The sequence below is a fragment of the Streptomyces sp. NPDC001902 genome (genome assembly GCF_042891295.1).
In the GTDB taxonomy this organism is placed as follows: domain Bacteria; phylum Actinomycetota; class Actinomycetes; order Streptomycetales; family Streptomycetaceae; genus Actinacidiphila.
The window spans coordinates 67668-87051 of record NZ_JBIATA010000007.1 but is presented as its reverse complement, the minus strand read 5'-3'; the positions used below and the strand labels follow the sequence as shown (position 1 = coordinate 87051).

Here is a 19384-nt window from a genome sequence, read left to right as displayed (position 1 = left end):
CCTTCGACGGACCCCGACAGGCGGTTCACCCTCTGCCCTGCATCCAGAGCGTCGAACAGGCCACTGGAGACCGCCTCCGAGGGGCCAGTTGGCGCTCGAGCGGCATCGAGGAGGCCATCACCCCCGCACCACCAGGCCCGGCCCGGAACCCGGCAGCAACCCGCGGGAACCGGACCCCGTGGCTACGGGCGGACGTCGACGTAGTCCGAGGCCCTCTTGCTGACGAAGTAGCCGGTCCCGGTCGCGTCGTCGAAGGTCACCGCCCAGGTGCCGTCCTGGGTCGCCCGCTCCAGATTGAAGAAACGGCCCTTGCCGTCGACGCCCAGGGCGTGCACGTACCGGTAGCTCTTGGCGCCGCGGGGCCGGAAGTACAAGGACACCCGGGTGTCGCGGAGCGCCTTCCAGGTGGTGCCGCTCCGGTACTGGACGGTGCCCCCCACCTTCGTGAGGGCGCCCTTCCGCACGGGCTCGGGAGAGGCGTTGAACCCGGTGATCCGGGTGGCCCGCCGGGAGAGGTGGACGGTCTTGGTGACGGCGCTGGCGAGATCGGGGTTGCCCTGGAAACGGGTACGCCAGTAGCCGTCCGCGGGTGCCGTGCGGGTGTGGCTGAAGGTCTCGGCGACGCCGGGCTCGTTGTGGCGGACCGTCACCGGGAGGGTGGCCACGGCCTTCCAGCCGGTCTTGCCGTCCTTGGAGTACTCGAGCGTGACGGCCGGCTTGGCGGGCCAGTGCCCACGGCTGTCCTGGAACTTCACCGAGCCGTCCACGTGCAGCCGGGACCGGTCGTCGAGGCTGGTCTTGACGTTGAGCACGGTCGCGAACGCCACGTGGACGGTCAGGGGCTGCGCCGACTCCGCCGCGAACGGGTCGTCGACACCCCCGAGGACGACCTCGCCGGCGGGGACGAGGCTGCTCGGGGGCACCTTCAGGGTGTACCGGCCCTGGCTGTCGGTGAACGCGCCGCCGACTTCGTTCCCGCCCTGGGCGTTCGTGTACGAGAGCCACGCGCCGGGCAGCGGCCGCCAGCCGGCGGGCGTCTGGATCTCCGCGAGGCCGGTGACGGTGCCGGTGGCGCCCGGCGCGAGGTTCAACGCATGGGTGTTCACCGAGACCCTGGTGGGGGACTGCACGGTGGTGAGGTCCGTCAACGGCGTCACCGCGTTGATGGTGTGGGGGTCGGCCGCGGAGGAGCGGTGCCGGGTGAACACCGCGCCGACGTGGGCGGTGGGGACGAAGCCGGCGGAGAACCGCCCGTCCGCGCCCGTGGTCGCGGTGATCACTCCGTGGCCGGTGTCGATCTCCACCGTCTCCCCGCCGGCGGGGACGGACACGTCCGGTTCGCCCGGCGGTTCGGCGAAGAGGGTGCCCGCGACCGTGACCTGCTGGTGGGAGTAGTCCGGGGCGGCCGGTGCGACGGTGAGATCGGGAATCCTCATCATCGTCCGGTAGTTCATTAACCCCTGCGGGACGGCGACGAGACCCGTGGCCGTGGCACCGGAGGCGTCCTCGAGGTCAACGGTCATCCGGTACACGCCGTGCTCCGGCAGGTGCACCGCGGTCTGCCAGTCGGCGGTCTTCTCGGCGGGAACCCCGACCGGGCTGAAGACGTCGGTGGAACCGGCCTCCGGCGTGCCCTCCGGGCTGCCCACGAGGAAGAAGTGGACGGTGATGCCGGTGATCGGACTGTCCGAGTAGGTGCGGACGTGCAGGACGCCCGGGTGCTGGAAGTCGCCGTAGGCCTGGACCACACGGAGTGCCGGGGTGGCACCGTGAGCGGGCCCGGTCGCCCCGAGGAGCGACGCGCCGAGCACCGTCGAGATCGCGGCGGACAGAACGAGGCTTCGTCGCACGGTGGCTTCCCCCTGGGATGACATACGGCTGCGGTCCGGCGGTACCGCCCGTACGGTGCGCCGGACGTGACCCCACACCCACCCCTTCCGAGCCCGCTCGCGGCACAACAGCGCACACGTTCGCAAGCCCGCGCAGACGGATACCGTCAGCCTTGTGGTGCCGCTCGCCACCTAGGCGGCCGCCGCCGACCTCGCCGGACCCTAGTACCAGTTGTTGGCCTGCCAGAACGACCAGGCGCCGCACGGGCTGCCGTAGCGGCTGTCCATGTACTTGAGGCCCCATCTGATCTGGGTGCCGGGGTTGGTGCGCCAGTCGGCGCCCGCGGAGGCCATCTTGGAGCCGGGCAGGGCCTGGACGAGGCCGTAGGCGCCGGAGGAGGAGTTGGTCGCGGTGTAGTTCCAGCCGCTCTCGTGGGTGACGATGTTGGAGAAGCACTGGTACTGCGAGGCGTCACCGATGATCGCCTGGGCCATGGCCTGGACCTCGGCGACCGTGTACGAGGCCTTCACGACCAGCGCGGCACGGGCGGCGGCCTTGGCCTTGCGGTCGGCCTCCGCCTTCTCCTCCGCCGCCTTGCGGGCGGTGGCGTCCTTGGCGGCCTGCTTGCGGGCGGCCTGCTCCGCGGACTTCCTGGTGCCGACGTCGGCGGCGTCGGACTGCGCCTGCACCTGCTGCGTCAGGGACGCCTGCTGGACCCGCTGGCCGGCGGGTATGTCCGACAGGACGGTGTCGACTTCGGAGGCGGCGAAGGGCTGCTCGCTCGCCTGGCTGCTCGAGGCGACACCGACGACGGCGCCCACGGAGGTGACCGCCGTGGCCGAAGCCACCGCGATCCCCCGGACCGAGATCCGGCTCACACGGTCTCCTTCCAGCGCGGCCCGTTCGGTGATCTCCCGGACGCGATCGTGCCCCTCCCACCGGCTCGGACCGCCCCCGGCGACCACCGGCCAACTCCGTTGCCCCGTACGCGTGTACGTACGGGTGTGCGGATGACAGGGCCTGACTGGAGCGACAGCCTGCCGTAGGGGAGCACCCCAAGGCAATTCCCCCGGCACATTTCCTTACACACGCATCATCAGCCCCGGCAGTCCCGCTCCGTACCGGTGAAGGACCGCCGGCCGCACCTACACCACCGGCCGTACGTCCGCTACGGCACCCTCAAATCGCCCTCTGAACCCCGCCCCGGCAGGCTTCGACCACCCCCGCCGATGGGCACGTACCGGGCACACGCACGGGGGGTGGTGCCATGGACGAGGGAACGGCGGTCCGGCTGGAACCGCACGAGATCGCGCTGCTGCGCGGGGGCCCGAGGGCCGCCGTGACGGTCGCCGTGGTGGCGCTGCACCTGCGCGGCGCCGTGGAGTCCGGCCGGCCGGGCACCCTGCGCCGGGAGGTCTCCCCGGAACAGGCGGACCCGCCGCCGCACCGCCACCCGCTGGAGAAGGCGATACGGGTCGGGCTGTACCGACCCGCGGGGATCAGGGAACTGCTCGGGCGCGCGGTCGTGCGCACGGCGCTGTCCCGGATGCGGGCGGAACTGGCCGGGGCGGGGCTGCTGCGCCTGGTGCGGGTCAGCCCGACCCGGGCCGCCCGCCGGTACCTGGCGGACCTGCGGCGGGGTACGCCGATGCCCCAGGGTCCCGCAGGGCTCGCGGAGGAGGACATCCTGCTCGCGGTCGCCCTCTACGGCGACCCGGCGCTGACCGCGCTCGTCCCGGCCTTCACCGGTGAGGCGGGGCTGATCGGCCGCGGAGCGGTCGCGGACGAGGGCCTGTTCCCGTTCGGCAGGCACGAGTTCCTGCGCTGGCGCGCCGACTACCCCGACGGCGACACGGGCCACGGCGCCGACGGCGGTGCCGGCCATTCCGGCCATTCCGGCCATTCCGGCCACACCGACCACTCCGGCGGCTTCGGTTGCGGCGGCGGCGGAGGCGGCGGTTCGGACTGACGAGGCGGACGAGGGCGGACGAGGGTGGCCGGACGGTCAGAAGCCGAAGGACTTCGTCGTGTAGGCGCACTCGGTGTAGATGTAGCCGGGTTTGAGCGTGGCCTTGTCGGACGCCGGGCTCGATCCGTCGGACGACGTCGACTTGTGCAGGAAGTACGTGGTGCCGACGGGCAGGCGGATGGTGCGCTGGGGGTAGTTCGTGCCGCTGTCCTGGCAGGGCTTGAACCCCGCGAGGGAGGGCGTCAGGAGTGAGTACGAGGTGCAGCTGCGGCAGGCCTTGAGCGTGAGGCTGCCGGTCACCGGCCCGGTGTAGAGCACCGTGATCGGGTTGGGGCTGTCGTTCTTGATCGTGACCGAGATGCTGCCGCCGGAGGCCAGCGTGGGCAGGCGCTTGCCCGCCGCGGGGATCTCGTCCGCGACCTCGGCCGCGATGGCGAACTTCTTGGCCAGCGCCCGGTTCTTCGCGCTCTTGTTGTCGGCGACGAACGTGTTCATCGTCTCCCGCGCCTCACCGAAGTCGCCGTCCTTGTACTGGTCGACCCCGCAGGCGTACACCCCCGAGTCGGCGCTCCTCCCGGCCCGGGCGGCGGAGGCGGCGACGGCGTCGCCGACGTCCCCGGCGCCGGCGTTCAGCCCCCCGGCCTGGGTGCCGAGGGTGCGCAGCCGGTCGACGGCGGGGCAGGGGTCGGAGCCGCTCACGTCCTTCGCGGCCTCGTCCACGGCCGAGTCGACGGCGGGCGCGACCTTCGCGGCCTGCTCGGAGTCGGGGAAGGTGCCCAGGAGGTCGCCGAAGTTCTCCGTCCAGCCGGCGTCCTCGTTGCCCAGTCGCTGCGCCCCGCACTCGTAGAGGGAGGCGGCCAGGCGGTCGTCGGGCCACTGGGCGAGCGCGCCGAGCGTCTGCTTGCCCATGGTGTCCGGGACCGTGCGCAGGTACGTCAGTGCCGGTATCGCCGCGCAGTAGTCCTGCTGCTCGTAGGCGGCGCCGACGGTCGTGTAGTAGGTCCTCAGGCGGTCGGGTACCCGGTCCGCGGCCCGCGAGCCGGGGTGGCCGGATCTGATGTCCCGGTACTCGCGCAGGGCCTTGCGGTAGTCGGACCGGGCCGCGTCGAAGGGTCTGCTCCCCCCGGCCCGCACGAGCCGGTCGGCCTGGTCGAGCCGGTCCAGGAGCGCCTGCTCGTTGGCCTCGTCGCGGGCCATGTCGTACAGCACGACGCCGCCGGCCGGTACGGCCAGCAGCACCAGTCCGAGGGCGATCGCCAGGGGAGCGCCCGCGGGCCACACCAGCCGGGTGCGCAGGCCGACCACGGCGCCGTGGACGGCCGCGGCCAGGAGGAGGACCAGGTAGACGACCACCAGGCCCACGGGCACGCCGTCGGGGTCCGCGGGCATCGCCACCAGCAGCAGGATGCCGGTCGCGAACCAGCACACGGCCATGAGCACCCAGCGCCGGGTCAGGGCGTAACCGAGGCCGAGACCACTGAGGTTGAGCAGCCCCACCGCCGCCGCGCGCAGCCCGTCCGGCGGCGCGGGCGGCGGGGTGGAGGGCATGGGCGGGATGACGAATCCGTATCCGTATCCGTGCGCGGTGCCGTGCGGTTGCTCGGACATGGCGGCTCCCCCCGGTCAACACTGCCCGCATGCCTGCAACTTGTCAGTGTACGGACGGTAGCCGGATCTCGACAGTGAGTTCGAGGGGTGGAATCGGGCCAACCGCCCGCAATGGGGTCGGTCCGGGCCGGAGCCGCCGCCGCGCCGGAGCCGGCGTGATCACACCGCCTTGAAGGGCTCCCGGTAGGACTTGCGCAGGGATGCGGCGGCGACGGGGAGCAGGGTGGCGAGCACCTTGCCCTTGAGCGTGCCGGGGGTGCGGGTGAGTTCGACGTCGATCCGTGTGCCGTCCCCCTCGGGGGTCAGCTGGAAGATCCATCCGCCGCCGGGGCCGAACACCTTCGAGTCGTGCGTGGTGATGGCGACCCTTCCCGTCCCGGCGTCCCAGTCGTAGCGCGCCCGCTCCCAGGCGGACGCGGTGCCCTCGGTCACCTCGGCCCAGGTGGCGCCGATCGCGTGCACCGTGAGGTGCTCGGCGTCGATGGTGGGCCAGTTCCGGGCCCGTGCGGGACCGAAGTCGGTGAGCACCGCCAGTGCCTCGGACGGGCTGAGCGAGGAGAGCAGGTGGAAACGTACGACAGCCATTGCGGCGTCCCCCACATCATGAGTAACCGTTCTGAACGGTGACGACCGTGTCACGGGGCGAAGTCACCTGTCAAGCCAGTGACGAATCGCGGATCACCGGTTAGGATGGTGATGTGAACCATGCCTTCCCCTGTGGGACGCTCGCCCTCGACTTCCTGGGCACGCTGCGCGCACGGCGCAATGCGGTGCCCACGGAGAAGCTCGCCTCGCCCGAGCTCCTCGACTCCTGGTTCGTCGAGTCCCGGATGCTCGACCGCGAGCCCGGCTCCGACGCGTCGGACCTCGCGGCGGCCGTGGACCTGCGGGAGTCGATCTACGCCCTGGTCGTGGCGCGGCTCGACGGCGAACCGCTGCCCGCCGGAGCGGTTGCCGCGGTGAACCGCCACGCGGCCCAGGCACCCGTGGTGACGCAGCTCGGCCCCGACGGCACGAGCCGCTCCGGTTCGGCGTCACAAGGCCTCGCCGCCGTCGCCCGCGAGGCCGTCGAGATCATCGGCGGCGAGGACGGGGCGCTGCTGCGCGAGTGCGCCCGCCCGGAGTGCACCCAGGTCTACCTCGACCGCTCCCGGGGCCGCCGGCGTGAATGGTGCGCGATGAGGACCTGCGGGAACCGCGTCAAGGCAGCCGCCTTCCGGGCCCGGCACCGCACCACCGAGGCCTGAGGCGGGCGAGGTGCCTCAGAACCTGACGGAGAGGTGACGGGGCCCGCGCAGCATGGCGTTGCGCCGGTAGGGAGGCGGGTCCTGCAGCAGGGTCGCCGTACCCAGACCGGGCAGCAGCGCGCCGAGCGCCGCCTGGGCCTCGATGCGCGCGAGCGGTGCGCCGAAGCACAGGTGGACGCCGCTGCCGAAGCCGAAGTGCTCGTTGTCCTTGCGGGCGGGGTCGAACCGTTCGGGGTCCTGGAACCGCAGGGGGTCGCGGCTGCCCGAGGCGAGCGCGAGGATCACGGACGTGCCCTTCGGCACGACGGTGCCCGCGATGTCAACGTCGGCGAGGGGGATGCGCTCGCGCAGGTGCACCGGCGGCTCGTACCGCAGCAGTTCCTCCACCGTCTCCGGCAGCAGTTCCGGCTCCCGGCGCAGCCGCTCCAACTGGTCGGGGTGGCGCAGCAGCGTGAGCACACCGTTGGTGATCAGGTTGACCGTCGTCTCGTGCCCCGCGATGAGGAGCAGGATCGCGGTCATCGCCAGCTCCTCGTCGGTGAGCCGCAGCTCCGGATCCGGTTCGTTGACGAAGTCCGAGAGCAGGTCGCCGGTGGGCCGGCCGCGGCGCTGCTCCGCGAGGCCGAGCAGGTACGCGCCCATCTCCATCCGGCCCTTGCGGCCCGCCTCGGCCCGCGCGGCGGCGTCGTCGCCGGGGCTGATGTCGGCGGAGGCGACGAGCAGGTCGGTCCACTCCCGGAACCGCGGCTCGTCCTCGCGCGGCACACCGAGGATCCGGCAGATGACCGTGACCGGCAGGGGGTAGGCGAGGTCGTCGACGATGTCGACGTGGTCGCGGCCCCGGAGCGCCTCGACCAGTTCCCCGGTGATCCGGGTGATCTCCCCGCGCATCGCGTCGACCCGGCCGGGGTTGTGGGGCGGGCCGAACGGCCGCATGGCGAGCGTGCGCAACCGGTGGTGCTCGGGGTCGTCCAGCCGCAGGAACGGCAGGTGCTGCGTCTCCTCCGCCGCCGGGGCAGCCGGTGTGGTGCGGTTGCGGGGGTCCGCGCTGAGCCTCGGGTCGTGGAGCAGGCCGACGATCTCGTGGTACGTGCCGACCAGGTAGCTGCCGTCCGTCTGCCGCACCACGGGCCCGGCCTCGCGGAGCTCCGCGTACAGCGGGTACGGGTCGGGGCGGCTGGCGTAATCGGTGATCCGTTCCAGCAGGGTCTCGGCGGTCATGCGTGGTGGCTCCTCGTGGATGGGCGGGGGTGGGTCACCCGGCGGGCCTCGCCAGGACCAGCCGCCGGTCCGGCAGGTACCCGGTGAGCGCGACCGTGGGACCGTGCGAGAGCCGGCTCGGGTCCGGCACATCGGAGGGGAGGACGACCTCGGCCGCCGTGCGGCGGTCCGACGCGCCCAGCGGGGGCGGGAAGGGGGCGGCCGTCTCGATGAGCCGCTCGTAGTACTCCAGCGACTTGGCCATGTTGACCGTGACCGCGGCGGTCAACCGGCCGCGGTAGCCGTACGCCATGACCAGGCGGCGCTCCTCCAGCGAACCCTGCGCGATGACCACCTGGTCGGAGAAGGTGGGGACGCCCACCGACTTGATGTTGTAGCCGAACTGGCTCGACCAGAACGTCGGCACCGCCAGGTGCGGCCGCCGCAGCGGCCCCGGACTGACCATGTTGTGGGCGGCGACCTCGGCCTGGTCCACCGCGTTGCGCCAGTGCTCGAGGGAGAGCAGCTGGTACTCGTACAGCGGGTGCGGGAAGCGCGAGACGTCACCGGCCACGAACACGTCGTCCGTGACGATCCCGTACATGGTGAACGCCCGGCACCCTGCGTCGCAGGCGATCCCGCGCGGGCCCGCGGCCAGCCCGGACTCCGCCAGCCACTCGACGTTGCGGACCGCGCCCATCGCGACGACGCACACGTCCGCGTCGACACGGGTGCCGTCCGACAGGTCCGCACCGGTGAACCTGCCGTTGCCGCGCAGCGAGGTGACGGTCACGCCGCAGCGCAGGTCCACACCGTGGGCCCGCTGCATGGCGGCGGCGAGCTTCGACAAGGTCCCGCCGAGCGCCCCCACCAGCGGCGCCGGGCCGCGCTCTGTGACCGTGACCTCCAGACCGCGCTCGCGGCAGACCGACGCGATCTCCGAACCGGTGAAGCCCGCGCCGATCACCAGCACCCGGCGCGGCCCGGCGGCCAGCCGCTCGGCCAGGCGCGCGGCGTCGTCGCTGGTGCGCAGCGTGAACACCCCGTCGAGGGCGGCCTCCTCCGGAACCGGCCAGGGCCGCGCCCGCGTCCCGGTCGTGATCAGCAGCCGGTCGAACGGCAGCGACGAGCCATCGCCCAGCAGGACCCGCTTCCCCACCGGATCCAGCCCGGTGGCCCGCACCCCCAGCCGCCACTCCGCGTCCGGATCACGGCGCATCGGCAGGCCGGTGGCGTCCGCCGACACCTTGCCGAGCAGCACCCCCTTGGACAGCGGCGGCCGGTCGTACGGCGGGTGGGGTTCGTCCCCGACGACGGTCAGCGAACCGGTGAAGCCCTTCTCGCGCAGCGTCTCCGCGGCCCGCAGGCCCGCCAGCGACGCCCCGACGACGACGATCCGGCCCTCCAGGAGGTCAGCGGACACCGGCGCTCACCTCCTCGCCCACCAGGATCGCCTGCACCGGGCACGCCGCGGCGGCCTGGCGCACGCGTTCGTACTGGTCGCCCGGGACCGCCGGGTCGTACAGCAGCGCCTCCTCGCCGTGCAGTTCGAACACGTCCGGCGCAAGGAACACGCACTGCGCATAGCCTTGGCAACGGGTGAGGTCCACGACAACGCGCATGCCCAGCCACTCTCTCCGGCGCTTTGATGTCCCTCCATTCGTAAGCCCTGCGGGGCCGCGGCGCTCGCCCGGATACTCCGCCCGGACATTCCGCCAGGATGCGTTCCCGCCCCCGCGGGGCCACGCTGAGCCGGTGCGATGCCGAGTGATCGTGTACCCGCCCTCGGGCACCGGCGGCCGCCGCGTGCGCTGCGACGGCAGGATCCTCGGCCTCGCCTACGGACCCCGGGACGTCCTCGCGCTGGCCCGCCGCGCCGGGCTCCGCATGCGCCTGGGCGACCTGTACGACAGCGACCTCGTCGAGTGGCGCGGCGCCGGCCCCACGACCTGGTGACGGCCCGCCGACGCGGCTACGGGCGCGGCCAGAGCGGCGTCATCACACCGAGGTCGATCACCGACACCCACTCCGCCGACGGGATGGCCCGCTCCAGCACGAACCACTCGTCCGGACGACCGTCGAACCGGGACGCCGCGAGCGCCTCCGCGGACCCCGCGGGCAGCCTCGTACCCGCCCACGCGTGCCACCGCTGCGCCTCCGGCGCGGGAACCTCCACCGTGAACCGCACGGTGCGGTCCCGGAAGGCCCCCGGCAGCGACCCCGGGCTCGGATCGGCGGTCAGGTGCACGGACCGTGCCAGTTCCGGTACGTCCTCCAGCTCCTCCGGCCAGGTCGCCCTGATCTCCGCGTCTGCCAAAATCAGCGGCCACAGCCCCGGCCGCGTGAAGTGGAAAAGGAGCATGCCGGGACCCTACTGGCGGATCGTCGCCGCGTATGTTTCCGGCATGTGACGAGGCGCGCACCTCGATGCGCGCGTTGTCGTCGCATCGGAAGAGCGAGGCCGCGCCAACGGTGAGCGCGGTCGAGTGACTCACTCACAGCAGTACGTCGCGCCCTTCCGGGTCGCCGCACACGGGGCAGTCGTACTCGTCAAGCGATTCCCCAGGAACCGGATGCCCGCAGAAGACGCAGGGGCGCATGTCGGCGTCCAGCGTTTCGACCGGGGGTTCGTCGTCGTTCACGACCGCAGGGTTCCACGCCGCGGACGGTTCGGGAGGGGCTCGCGCACACAAAGGGTCGCAGCGGCGGTGGACGGGGCGCGAGCCGGGCCGAGCCTGCCGTGTCGGTGGCAGCCCATAAGGTGCGGGCAACGTCTCCAAGAAGGAGTTCCCGTGGGGTTTTCCGGGCACCTGCTCTTCGCCCGCAGCAAGCGTCCGCTGCTGGAAGCGCCCGTGTTCGACGGCATCGACCAGGAGCTGAAGGACGGGGTGCACGAGTGGTGGCCGCGAGCGGGTGGTTGGCAGACCCTCCAGTTCGACAACGAGATCTGGGAGGACGACGATCTGCCCGCCCTCGTCGAGTGGACCGGCGCACCGGCCTGCGTCGCGTCCGTATCCGACAGCAGTGCCGCCCTGGTGACGGGGCTGGGAACCGACGGGCGACGTTGGCAGGCGTGGCTCAACCTGCACATTGCCGCGGCACTCGTCACCGAGGAACCGGAGGACCTGGAAGATCAGCTCCTGTGGGTGGACACCCCCGAGTTCGACGAGGCCGTGAGCCGCACACGCGCGGAACTCGACGCGGAGATTCCTTCCGACGCCGAAGGCGCTCTCGCCTGGGCCGCATCGGCAGGCATCCCGGCCGTGGCACCGCAGTCCCGGATCGAGGAGATACTGCGTTCGGAGGAGACCTTCGTGGAGGACCTCGTCGCCGTACTGCTGGATGCGTTGGGTTTTCCGGAGGGGACCGAGCCCACGCCGTAGCCGCAGGAAACGGCGTTCAACCGGAGGGCCGAGCGCCGATCCGGAGCCTGTACTGGTGATCTTCCGAACCGGCAGGGGTGGGCTGTTACAGCTTGGTCATGAGTTGAACCAGGGTCCATGACGTGTGGGCGCCAGGGTGATCGCCGACGCGCCGCGATTCGCGCGCCGTCGGCTGATCCCCTCGCGCTCGAAAGGCACGGCATTGTTCGCTCTCGTCTTCGGAGGGCACATGTTGTACCTCCTCCTCGTCGCCCTCGTCTCCGCGGCCGTGCTGGGGGTCGTCTCGGTCGCCCTGCGTGGCCGTTCCGACCGGCCCTGGACCTACGCGGCGTGGGCGGCCACGACGACGGCCGCCTTGTTCCTCACGCTTTGGCTCAGACCCGTCGGTACAGGCACGGTGAAGTGCACGGTGAGCAAGGACGTGTGGGAGTCGTTCGGGACGACCCAGGGCTGGATGAACGTCGCCCTGTTCGTGCCGATCGGCTTCTTCGGTGTGCGGGCGGCCCGGCGTCCGGTGCCTCCTGTGCTGCTGTCGGTCCTCCTGGCGTGCGGGATCGAGACCGTCCAGGCCTGCCTTCCGGTCATCGGCCGTTACTGCGACACCAGTGACTTCACCACCAACGTGGCGGGCGCCGTCGTGGGCGCGGGCCTCGGGGTCCTGTCACTGCGCCTCGCCGGTACGAGGGTCCGGCCCTGGCCCACGCGCCACCGCGGGCTCCAGGCCGCGACCGGTGCGGGATTCCTGGCCGTGGCCCTCGTGCTGACGACCGTCGTCGACGTGCGGGTCGTCGACCACGCCGAGCCGAGCAGGCAGGCGTCCGCGGAGCAGCAGGCGGTGATCGGGCAGGCGGTGCGCAAGGCGCTGGGCGACGACGTCAGGATCGTCCGGGTCCAGGACAACACGCCGTGCGGGATCGACGGCGTGAACGAGGAGGTGTGGGCGGAGCTGGAACCGAGCGGGGTCGCCTTCATGAGCTGGCCCGACCCGGACGGGTTCCGCGTCGACGTGTCGACGGGCCCCCGGACCGAGGCCGCGGCGGTCGGGAAACCCATCCCGGGCTCTTCCTGGTCGGTGCACGACGCGGCGGCCGCCGAGCGGTCCGCGGACCGGTACGTGGCCCTGCACTACCCCACGGCCGACACGAAGCGGCCCGCGGTGGACCGCGTCGACGACGGCGCGCGCGGGATGTGGACCGTGACGTACCCCTACCGTGACGACAGCATGCGCGCCGTGACGTCGCTTCAGGTGACGGTGAACTCCGCCGGGCGTCTCCTCGGCGTCCGCCTCGCCGCGACCGCCGGCACCGGCCCGGACACCAAGTCCGGCGACTACTGCGGCTGACGACCCGGCGGACCCATGCGGTCACAGCGCTAGCTGTCGTAGGGGACCCAGGCACGCCGGCCTGCGTCGTTCGTGCCGTACCAGTAGTGCGGCAGTGCCGTGATGCCGGTGGTGCGGAACGGGCGGCCGTGGTCGTCGATGCGGATCGTGCCGGTGCGGCCCTGGGAGGACCAGTCGAGTTCGAGGTACCAGCGGGCGTCGTGGGTCCGTGTCATCGCGTCGACCAGCAGCACCTCCGGGTCCTCGGCGGAGACGCGGTACGGGAAGTGCGCGGCCGGGATGACGTGTTCGCTGTCGGCGCCGTCCTCCGGGCGGGTGATGGGGCGGTCGACGTCGAGGTTCACGGTGAAGCGGCGGGGCGTGAGGTCGCTCCCGCAGCCCTGGCCCATGGCGTACGCACTCCCGGCGGCCGGGTTGCCGCGGCTGACGATCCGGACGTGGAGCGCCTCGAGGACCACGGCCGCCGACGACCGCCCCTGCACCGAGATCTGCACCCTCGTCTGCCGCCCGTGCACCGCGCCCTGCGTCGCCGCCCACGCCCGGGCATCCTGCTCCACCGGCGGCGCAGGTACCTGTGCGGGCGGCTTGGCGATGACGTAGTCGTGGCCGCAGCCCTTGTCCCAGACCAGGGAGTCGGCGCTCCACGCGAGCGGCAGGCCGGTGGTCTGCTTCGCGGCCGCGGTGGGACCGCTGCCGGTGGCGGCCGGGGAGGAGCTCCGGGAAGGGGAGGGGGACGTGGTGGCCGACGTCGGCGACCGGTGGGGTGCGCCGGGGGCGGTCGTCCGCGAGCCCGCGGTGCGGGAGGCGTCCGCCTCGGCGGAGCGCTCGCCCGACAGGGCCGACGTGCTGCGCAAAGCGGCGACCAGCGCGCCGACGACGGCGATGGACGCCAGGACCCGTCGGCGGCGGTACCAGGGGCGGGGAGCGGGGGAGGGAGCGGGCGCGTCCGGGTCGGGGCCGTCCCCGGGCTGCTCCGCGGAGCTGCCCTCCTCGACGAGCACCCCGTCCCCGTCCGGTGCCGCCGCCTCCGCAGGACCGGCCGTACGCACCTCCTGCCGAGCCGCCGTCGCCGACAGCCACAGTCGGTGCAACTCCAGCCGCTCCTGCGGGCCCGCCCCGCAGAAGGCCGCGAGCCGCTCCACGGGCGCGAAGTCCTGAGGCACCGCGTCGCCCGTGCAGTACCGGTGCAACGTGGAGGTGTTCATGTTGAGGCGGCGGGCCAGAGAGGCGTAGCTCCGGTTCGTGCGGTCCTTCAGCCGGCGCACCAGCGCCGCGAACTCCTCGACATCGTCGCGCATCGACACCGTTCTCCCGTCGTCCGGCCGCCGATCCTGCATCCCAGGCCCTCATATCCCTGCACGTCAGATGGGCCGGGATGGTTCCACCGCCGCCAGAGGGGCGGCAGTCGTTGCGCAGGACTCCGGTGGCCGCGGATGCTTTTCGTGTCGCACCGACCAGAGCCGGACCGACCAGCCGGCGTCGGGCGACGTCCGGCACCGATGCACTGCACTCATGCATCCACCGCATTGATCGCATTCACCGCATTCACGGGGGGACACCCATGCCCAAGCGCACCCGAGCAGGCGCGCTCCTCGCAGTCGCCGACCTGCCGCCGCACCGCACCTCGTCCTGAACGGCCGGCAAGGCCACCACCGGCGTACCGGAGGCGACGGACCGGGACACCTGCCCGTGGACGCTGCCGGACCACTCGATCACCCGAAACGGAGAACCGACATGAACAACAAGACTCGCGCCGCCCTTACCGCCGGCGTCCTCGCCGTTGCCCTCGGCCTCGGCCTCGGCGCCGGCATCCAGGCCTCCGCCGGGACCCCGCACAGCGTCAGCGCCAAGTCGTCCGAGTCGGCACAGGCGTCCGTCCACGCCCCCGCGAAGGCGTCCACCGCAGCACCGCAGTCGGTCAGCGGGACGCCCGGTCGGGCGGTGACCCGGGTCGCCGACTTCTACGGCGCATACATCGACGCGAAGGGCGACTACACGGACCCGGACGTCACGCTGGCCACGGCCCTCCGCAAGCACTACCTGACGCCCGACTTCGCCCTGCGGCTGGCGGCCTGGGAGAAGGAGAACGGGGCGGACGGCGTCCTGCGCGCCCAAAACGTCCCGGCGCGGTGGACGGTGACCGACAACGGCACCGTGGGAAACGGCCATGAGGTCATCGTCACCCTGACTTTCGGCAGCGGGGAGACGGCGCAGAAGACCAAGCTCTTCGTGCTGCTGGAGCGGTACGACCACATCGTCGACATCGAGACCACGAGCGCCCGCTGACGGCTGACGGCACCGCTGACGCACACCATGGGCCCCGCCGGGCAGTGCAACTCCGGCGGGGCCCTGCGTACCCACCGCGCAGGAGGCGCGTGCGGTGCGTAGGGCCGGGCGGCGAGGCGGCTTCCCTCGCCGCCCCCGGACGCCGCCCCGGGAAGTCCATCCTGGGCTCAGGTGCGGCTAGTCACCCATGAACCACAAGTAGCTGCCCGGCGTCGCCGCACACGCTTCGAGAAGTCCGGCGAGGTCGAGCAGAGCCGCCTTCTGCTCCTCGTCAGTGCACCGCTGCGTCAGGACGGCGACCTCCTGGCGGACGACGTGAGCCTCCTGCTCGTTGAACAGCGTGTCGCCGTAGGGATCCACCCAGCCGAGCTTGCCGGAGTCGTGCCGGCCGAGCGTGCCGAGCACCCTCGCCAGCGCTTCACCGTGCTCATAGGACCCTCGCAGCAAGGTCCCCCGGGACGTCCCCTTGCGTGCTGGTCGCCCAGAGTGCAGTTCCAGTTCGATCCCCACGGCCCCTCCCTTGGCTCGGTAGTCCAGAGACGACCTGCTGAACTGCTGGAACTCATCGTCCGACAGCGGGCCCGTCCGATCCGGGGTGGCGTTCACGCGGACCAAGGTACCGGGAGCGCAGCGCAACGGCTCCGGGCGGGGATTGGCTGCGCACGGTGATCCGGCGCCCCGACTGCGGGCGCCGGTGGCGGCGCCGCTACTGCGACGGCCCCTGAGCGCGCTCGTCCCAGCCGACCGCGACCGCCCAGGTGACCCCGGGCCCCGCGGTCACCTTGAGGCGGGTCGCGGCCTCGGAGGTCGGCATCTCGGCACCGTTGAGGCTGCCGTCCGGCCGGTCCGAACAGTGCTCCGTGGACGTGCCGTAGCGGCCGGCGTCGACCGTGAGCGTGCCGGTGCCCTGGCACTGCGTGGCCACGTAGACCGTCCCGCCCTCGGGCTTGGCCGGCAGTGCCAACTCCAGTCCACCGCTGTGCCGCCCCGTCGACACCCACACCCTGGCGTCCGTCAGTTGCTCCGCCGGGTCGCGCCAGGAGGCGGGCGAGGCGGCGGAAGCGGATGGGGAGGGGGCAGCCGGCGTGGCTCCCTGCTGGCGGGGAAGTCCGGAGCCCTCCGTGCAGCCGCTGAGCATGAGGACGGACGCGACGCAGCCCAGCAGGGCACGCCGCCGAACGTGATGGAACACGTCAACCCCCGTGTGTGGTTCCCGATCGACCGGATCATGCTGGCACGTCCGGTCCGCGGCCGAACGGGACGCGGCGAATCGGTGCCGCAGAGCGCCCGCGGTCGGGCGGGAACCGTGTTCACGGAGATCGGATATATTCGCGCAGCCGTTCGCCTGACACTCCATGAGGAGCACTGTTCCGTGAACTCGCCGACTCCCGCGCCGCCGCCCGAGCCGTCGCGGCCGCCCGTGAGCAAACTCGCCGTCGCGGCCATGGTTTCCGGGCTGCTGTTCGGTGTTCCGGTGGTCGGTGTCGTCCTGGGTGCCATGGCGCTGGGCCGGATCGAGAGGACCGGGGAGCGTGGCAAGGGCATGGCCACGACCGGGGTGGTGCTGTCGTCGCTGAGCACGCTGGCCTGCGCCGTGGTCCTGGCCTTCGGCCTCGCGGGCTTCACGCAGGGCCTCGGTGACGACGTCAGGGAGGAGGTGCCGGCCGACAACGCCTTCGCCCTCCTCCGCAAGGGCGAGTGCATCGACACCCCCGGCGACGACTTGGAGACCGATGTTCCCGACATGGCCGTCGTGCCGTGTGGGGGCAAGCACACCGCCGAGGTGTTCGGGGCCTTCGAACTCACCGAGGACGGCGCTTACCCGGGCGACGACTCGATCGACGAGACGGTCGACAGTCGGTGCACGGACCTCGACAGCGCCTACTCGATGGACTACTGGGCAGTGGAGGCGGAGGTCGAGATGTACTTCTACGGCCCCAGCCGGGAGAGCTGGGAGCTCGGCGACCGCCGGGTGACCTGCGTGTACGGCAGAGCCGGGAACACACCCCTCGAGGGTTCCCTCCGGTATGACGAGACCACGCTCGACGAGCACCAGGTCGCCTACCTCAAGGCCGCCAACGTCGCCAACGACGCGCAGTACTTCGGCAAACCGGAAGCGTCGTACGTCAAGGACGATTTCAAGGGCTACAAGGAGTGGGCGCACGGTATCGCGGTGGCCCTCGACGAGCAGGCGCGCATGCTGCGCGCTCATGAATGGCCCGCCGGCGCGGAGCGCCACGTCGCGGCCCTTCAACGGGAGATCGACGCGGCCCGCCCGCACTGGGCGAAGGCCGCCGACGCGAAGGACACGGCGACCTACTACGACCACTACGAGGCGGCCCTGCTCCGGCCGGGCCACGACCAGGCGATAAAGGTCCGTGAGGCGCTGGGCCTCGCCACGGACAAGACGCCGGAGTACTTCGTCTGACCGGTGGGCGCTCTTCGTGGCTCCGCCTCAGCTCCCGGCGTCCGCGCTGTGCACGATCTGGATCAGGTTGCCGCAGGTGTCGTCCAGGACGGCGGTCGTGACGGGGCCCATCTGCACCGGTTCCTGAGTGAAGTGCACCCCGAGCCCGCGCAGCCGGGCGAACTCCGCGTGCACGTCGTCCACGGCGAAGGAGGTCGCCGGGATGCCGTCCTCGGCCAGCGCCGTCTTGTAGGGCTTCACCGCGGGGTGGCCGGAGGGCTCGAGCAGCAGCTGCGTCCCGTCGGGGTCCTCCGGTGAGACCACGGTCAGCCACCGGTCCGTACCGATCGGGACGTCGTGCTTCTTCACGAAGCCCAGCACGTCGGTGTAGAAGCGCAGGGCCTTCTCCTGGTCGTCGACGAAGACGCTGGACAGGTGGATCCTCATGGGGTGCTCTCCGATGCGTCGGGCCTGAGCCACCGGGTCACGATGTGCTCCAGGGGTTCGGTGTTCAGGTCGTGGTATTTGTACCGGCCCTGGCGCCGCGTGAGCACCAGCCCCGCCGATTCGAGCACGGCCAGGTGCTGGCTGACCGCCTGGCGGGACAGCCCCAGGCCGTGCTTCATCGCCAGCCGCCCGCAGATCTCGAACAGGGTCTGGCCGTCCCGTTCCGCCAGCTCGTCGAGGATGCGTCGGCGGGTGGGGTCTGCCAGCGCCTTGAACACATCCTCTGCCATGACCGCAACGATAGGCAAGTAGATGCTTGCCTATCAAGCCCGGGTTCCGGGATCTCCGTCCGGCGGCTCAGGCGCCCTGGATCCGGTCGGCCGCGGAGGCCCCGTCCTCCGTCGGGACGTGCGTGATGGCCAGCAGCGCCGTGTCGTCGGTCCTGCGGCCGCCGGTGTGGCGGTGGTGGTCGGCGAGCAGGGCGTCCACGAGGGCGTCGGGGTCGGGGCGGCGGCGGCCGGTGCATCGGGCGACGGGGTCGTAGAAGGTGCCCGACGCGTCGCGGGCTTCGGTGAGTCCGTCGGTGTAGAGCAGCAGACTGGCCCCTTCGGGGAACGCCACCGTGTCGACGCGGTCGACGGTGTCGGTGCCGTCGTCGAGGGCGGCGAGGCCCAGGGGCAGGCCCGCCCGGGTGGGCTCGACGTACCGCACGGTGTCGCCCAGGAAGAGCAGCGGCGGCGGGTGGCCGCGGTTGACCAGTCGGACCTCGTCCCCGTGCCGGGGGAACTCCGCCAGCACGCCGGTGATGAACCCCTCGAACTCGGTCAGGGTCCCCGACTGCCGGGACTCGAGGGTGACGGCCCGCTCCAGCCGTTGCACGAGGGCGGTCAGGCTGGGCTCCTGCAGGGCCGCCTCGCAGAAGGTCCCGATGCCGACGGCGACCGCCCTGACCGCTTCCATCCCCTTGCCGCGTACGTCGCCGATGACGCAGCGGACGCCGAAGGGGGTGTCGACCACGGCGTAGAGGTCCCCGCCGATCTGCGCGTCCGTCTGGGCGGCCTCGTACCGGGCGGCGAAGCGCAGCGGGCCGATCCGCTCCGGCGGTCTCGGCAGGACGGCGCGCTGGACGGCGGCGGCGATGTCGCGTACGGACCGGAGCTGCGCTTCGCGGTGGTACAGGAGCCGGTTCAGGAGGACGGCGATCCCGGTCACCGTCGCGACCATGAACAGCTCGCTGAACGCGATGGCACTCCGGCGGTAGCCGAAGACCCAGAACATGACCGCGTCGAGGACGAGGGCGGTCAATCCGATGAGGACCGTCCCGCGCAGCGACAGCAGAGCGGCGGCCACCAGCACCGCAGCCGCGTAGAGGGCCGCGGCGCTGACGGTGCGTGGCGTGGCGAGGTCGATCACCACGGCGACGAGCAGCAGGACGGCCGGCAGCAGGCGGCTCTCCGTTCCCGCCCAGCTCCGCGTTCCCAGCCTTGCCACGTGCTGCTCCCGAGGTCGACCGGGCTTCCGGCCAGCTCAGGCTAACCGTCGCCCGTCCGCCCCGCCCTCCACGTCACCCGGCTCGCCCACCGCGGACATCGCCACGTGCCGGGTGTCACCCGGCTGGAGCAGGGGGCCCGCAGTGGGCCGGCGGTGGGCCGGTGGTGGGACGGC

22 protein-coding genes are annotated in these 19384 nt (G+C 72.2%); 7 read left to right on the top strand and 15 right to left on the bottom strand.

Annotated features, from left to right (window positions below):
- Nucleotides 1–182: 182 nt before the first annotated feature.
- Together ACFYYN_RS14400 and ACFYYN_RS14395 are read right to left on the bottom strand one after the other, a co-directional pair.
- The gene (locus ACFYYN_RS14400) at nt 183–1850 is read right to left on the bottom strand and encodes a hypothetical protein (RefSeq protein ID WP_500546032.1); all 1668 of its coding nucleotides are present in this window, start codon (nt 1848–1850) and stop codon (nt 183–185) included.
- Nucleotides 1851–2051: 201 nt separating this feature from the next.
- On the bottom strand, nt 2052–2708 hold the full coding sequence (locus ACFYYN_RS14395) for an aggregation-promoting factor C-terminal-like domain-containing protein (RefSeq protein WP_500546031.1): 657 nt from the start codon (nt 2706–2708) through the stop codon (nt 2052–2054).
- A gap of 389 nt (nt 2709–3097) precedes the next feature.
- On the opposite strand from ACFYYN_RS14395, the gene ACFYYN_RS14390 reads away from it, so the two are divergent.
- Nucleotides 3098–3799, top strand: coding sequence for a TIGR04222 domain-containing membrane protein (locus ACFYYN_RS14390; protein WP_500546030.1), 702 nt, complete (start codon nt 3098–3100; stop codon nt 3797–3799).
- A 36-nt stretch (nt 3800–3835) separates the two neighbouring features.
- Here ACFYYN_RS14390 and ACFYYN_RS14385 read toward each other — a convergent pair whose 3' ends face one another.
- Both ACFYYN_RS14385 and ACFYYN_RS14380 read right to left on the bottom strand, forming a co-directional pair.
- Nucleotides 3836–5407 (bottom strand): tetratricopeptide repeat protein, encoded by a 1572-nt coding sequence (locus ACFYYN_RS14385; protein WP_500546029.1) that lies wholly within the window; start codon nt 5405–5407, stop codon nt 3836–3838.
- A gap of 159 nt (nt 5408–5566) precedes the next feature.
- On the bottom strand, nt 5567–5992 hold the full coding sequence (locus ACFYYN_RS14380) for a hypothetical protein (RefSeq protein ID WP_500546028.1): 426 nt from the start codon (nt 5990–5992) through the stop codon (nt 5567–5569).
- 113 nt (nt 5993–6105) lie between these two features.
- Between ACFYYN_RS14380 and ACFYYN_RS14375 the strand changes: the two genes are divergently transcribed.
- A complete protein-coding gene (locus ACFYYN_RS14375; RefSeq protein ID WP_500546027.1) occupies nt 6106–6654 on the top strand; it encodes a CGNR zinc finger domain-containing protein in 549 nt (182 codons plus the stop codon).
- Nucleotides 6655–6669: 15 nt separating this feature from the next.
- On the opposite strand, the gene ACFYYN_RS14370 is transcribed toward ACFYYN_RS14375, so the two are convergent.
- Genes ACFYYN_RS14370 through ACFYYN_RS14360 form a run of 3 tightly spaced genes read right to left on the bottom strand, consistent with a single transcriptional unit; the run spans nt 6670 to nt 9476 of the window.
- Nucleotides 6670–7875 carry a cytochrome P450 gene (locus tag ACFYYN_RS14370; RefSeq protein WP_500546026.1) on the bottom strand — a complete coding sequence of 402 codons (1206 nt, stop codon included), beginning with the start codon at nt 7873–7875 and terminating at the stop codon, nt 6670–6672.
- A gap of 34 nt (nt 7876–7909) precedes the next feature.
- Nucleotides 7910–9277 carry an NAD(P)/FAD-dependent oxidoreductase gene (locus ACFYYN_RS14365; protein ID WP_500546025.1) on the bottom strand — a complete coding sequence of 456 codons (1368 nt, stop codon included), beginning with the start codon at nt 9275–9277 and terminating at the stop codon, nt 7910–7912.
- Nucleotides 9267–9476, bottom strand: coding sequence for a ferredoxin (locus ACFYYN_RS14360; protein WP_500327009.1), 210 nt, complete (start codon nt 9474–9476; stop codon nt 9267–9269). Before ACFYYN_RS14360 ends, ACFYYN_RS14365 begins: the two co-directional genes overlap by 11 nt.
- A 133-nt stretch (nt 9477–9609) precedes the next feature.
- On the opposite strand from ACFYYN_RS14360, the gene ACFYYN_RS14355 reads away from it, so the two are divergent.
- Nucleotides 9610–9810, top strand: coding sequence for a hypothetical protein (locus ACFYYN_RS14355; protein WP_499510265.1), 201 nt, complete (start codon nt 9610–9612; stop codon nt 9808–9810).
- Between the two features lie 16 nt (nt 9811–9826).
- On the opposite strand, the gene ACFYYN_RS14350 is transcribed toward ACFYYN_RS14355, so the two are convergent.
- Entirely contained in the window at nt 9827–10216 is a 390-nt protein-coding gene (locus ACFYYN_RS14350; RefSeq protein WP_500546024.1) for a hypothetical protein, read from the bottom strand.
- Between the two features lie 133 nt (nt 10217–10349).
- Entirely contained in the window at nt 10350–10496 is a 147-nt protein-coding gene (locus ACFYYN_RS14345; RefSeq protein ID WP_500546023.1) for a hypothetical protein, read from the bottom strand.
- 150 nt (nt 10497–10646) lie between these two features.
- Here ACFYYN_RS14345 and ACFYYN_RS14340 point away from each other — a divergent pair, with 150 nt between their 5' ends.
- Nucleotides 10647–11237, top strand: a complete 591-nt coding sequence (locus ACFYYN_RS14340; protein ID WP_500546022.1) for a hypothetical protein — start codon at nt 10647–10649, stop codon at nt 11235–11237.
- 229 nt (nt 11238–11466) lie between these two features.
- The gene (locus ACFYYN_RS14335) at nt 11467–12579 is read left to right on the top strand and encodes a VanZ family protein (protein ID WP_500546021.1); all 1113 of its coding nucleotides are present in this window, start codon (nt 11467–11469) and stop codon (nt 12577–12579) included.
- 29 nt (nt 12580–12608) lie between these two features.
- Here ACFYYN_RS14335 and ACFYYN_RS14330 read toward each other — a convergent pair whose 3' ends face one another.
- Nucleotides 12609–13877, bottom strand: a complete 1269-nt coding sequence (locus tag ACFYYN_RS14330) for a helix-turn-helix domain-containing protein (RefSeq protein WP_500546020.1) — start codon at nt 13875–13877, stop codon at nt 12609–12611.
- 436 nt (nt 13878–14313) lie between these two features.
- Between ACFYYN_RS14330 and ACFYYN_RS14325 the strand changes: the two genes are divergently transcribed.
- Nucleotides 14314–14865, top strand: coding sequence for a hypothetical protein (locus tag ACFYYN_RS14325; protein WP_500546019.1), 552 nt, complete (start codon nt 14314–14316; stop codon nt 14863–14865).
- Nucleotides 14866–15042: 177 nt separating this feature from the next.
- Here the strand turns inward: ACFYYN_RS14325 and ACFYYN_RS14320 are convergent, their stop codons facing one another.
- Together ACFYYN_RS14320 and ACFYYN_RS14315 are read right to left on the bottom strand one after the other, a co-directional pair.
- Nucleotides 15043–15471, bottom strand: a complete 429-nt coding sequence (locus ACFYYN_RS14320) for a hypothetical protein (protein WP_500546018.1) — start codon at nt 15469–15471, stop codon at nt 15043–15045.
- Between the two features lie 100 nt (nt 15472–15571).
- The gene (locus ACFYYN_RS14315) at nt 15572–16057 is read right to left on the bottom strand and encodes a hypothetical protein (RefSeq protein WP_500546017.1); all 486 of its coding nucleotides are present in this window, start codon (nt 16055–16057) and stop codon (nt 15572–15574) included.
- A gap of 180 nt (nt 16058–16237) precedes the next feature.
- On the opposite strand from ACFYYN_RS14315, the gene ACFYYN_RS14310 reads away from it, so the two are divergent.
- Complete coding sequence (locus tag ACFYYN_RS14310) at nt 16238–17293, top strand: DUF4190 domain-containing protein (protein ID WP_500546016.1); 1056 nt, start codon at nt 16238–16240, stop codon at nt 17291–17293.
- 27 nt (nt 17294–17320) lie between these two features.
- Here the strand turns inward: ACFYYN_RS14310 and ACFYYN_RS14305 are convergent, their stop codons facing one another.
- From ACFYYN_RS14305 to ACFYYN_RS14295, 3 genes are all read right to left on the bottom strand, one after another.
- Entirely contained in the window at nt 17321–17719 is a 399-nt protein-coding gene (locus ACFYYN_RS14305) for a VOC family protein (protein ID WP_499510254.1), read from the bottom strand.
- Nucleotides 17716–18009, bottom strand: a complete 294-nt coding sequence (locus tag ACFYYN_RS14300) for an ArsR/SmtB family transcription factor (RefSeq protein WP_499510253.1) — start codon at nt 18007–18009, stop codon at nt 17716–17718. The genes ACFYYN_RS14305 and ACFYYN_RS14300 overlap by 4 nt, the downstream gene beginning before the upstream one ends.
- Nucleotides 18010–18076: 67 nt before the next feature.
- Nucleotides 18077–19210: a PP2C family protein-serine/threonine phosphatase gene (locus ACFYYN_RS14295; protein WP_500546015.1), complete on the bottom strand. Its 1134-nt coding sequence runs from the start codon at nt 19208–19210 to the stop codon at nt 18077–18079.
- Nucleotides 19211–19384 lie beyond the last annotated feature (174 nt).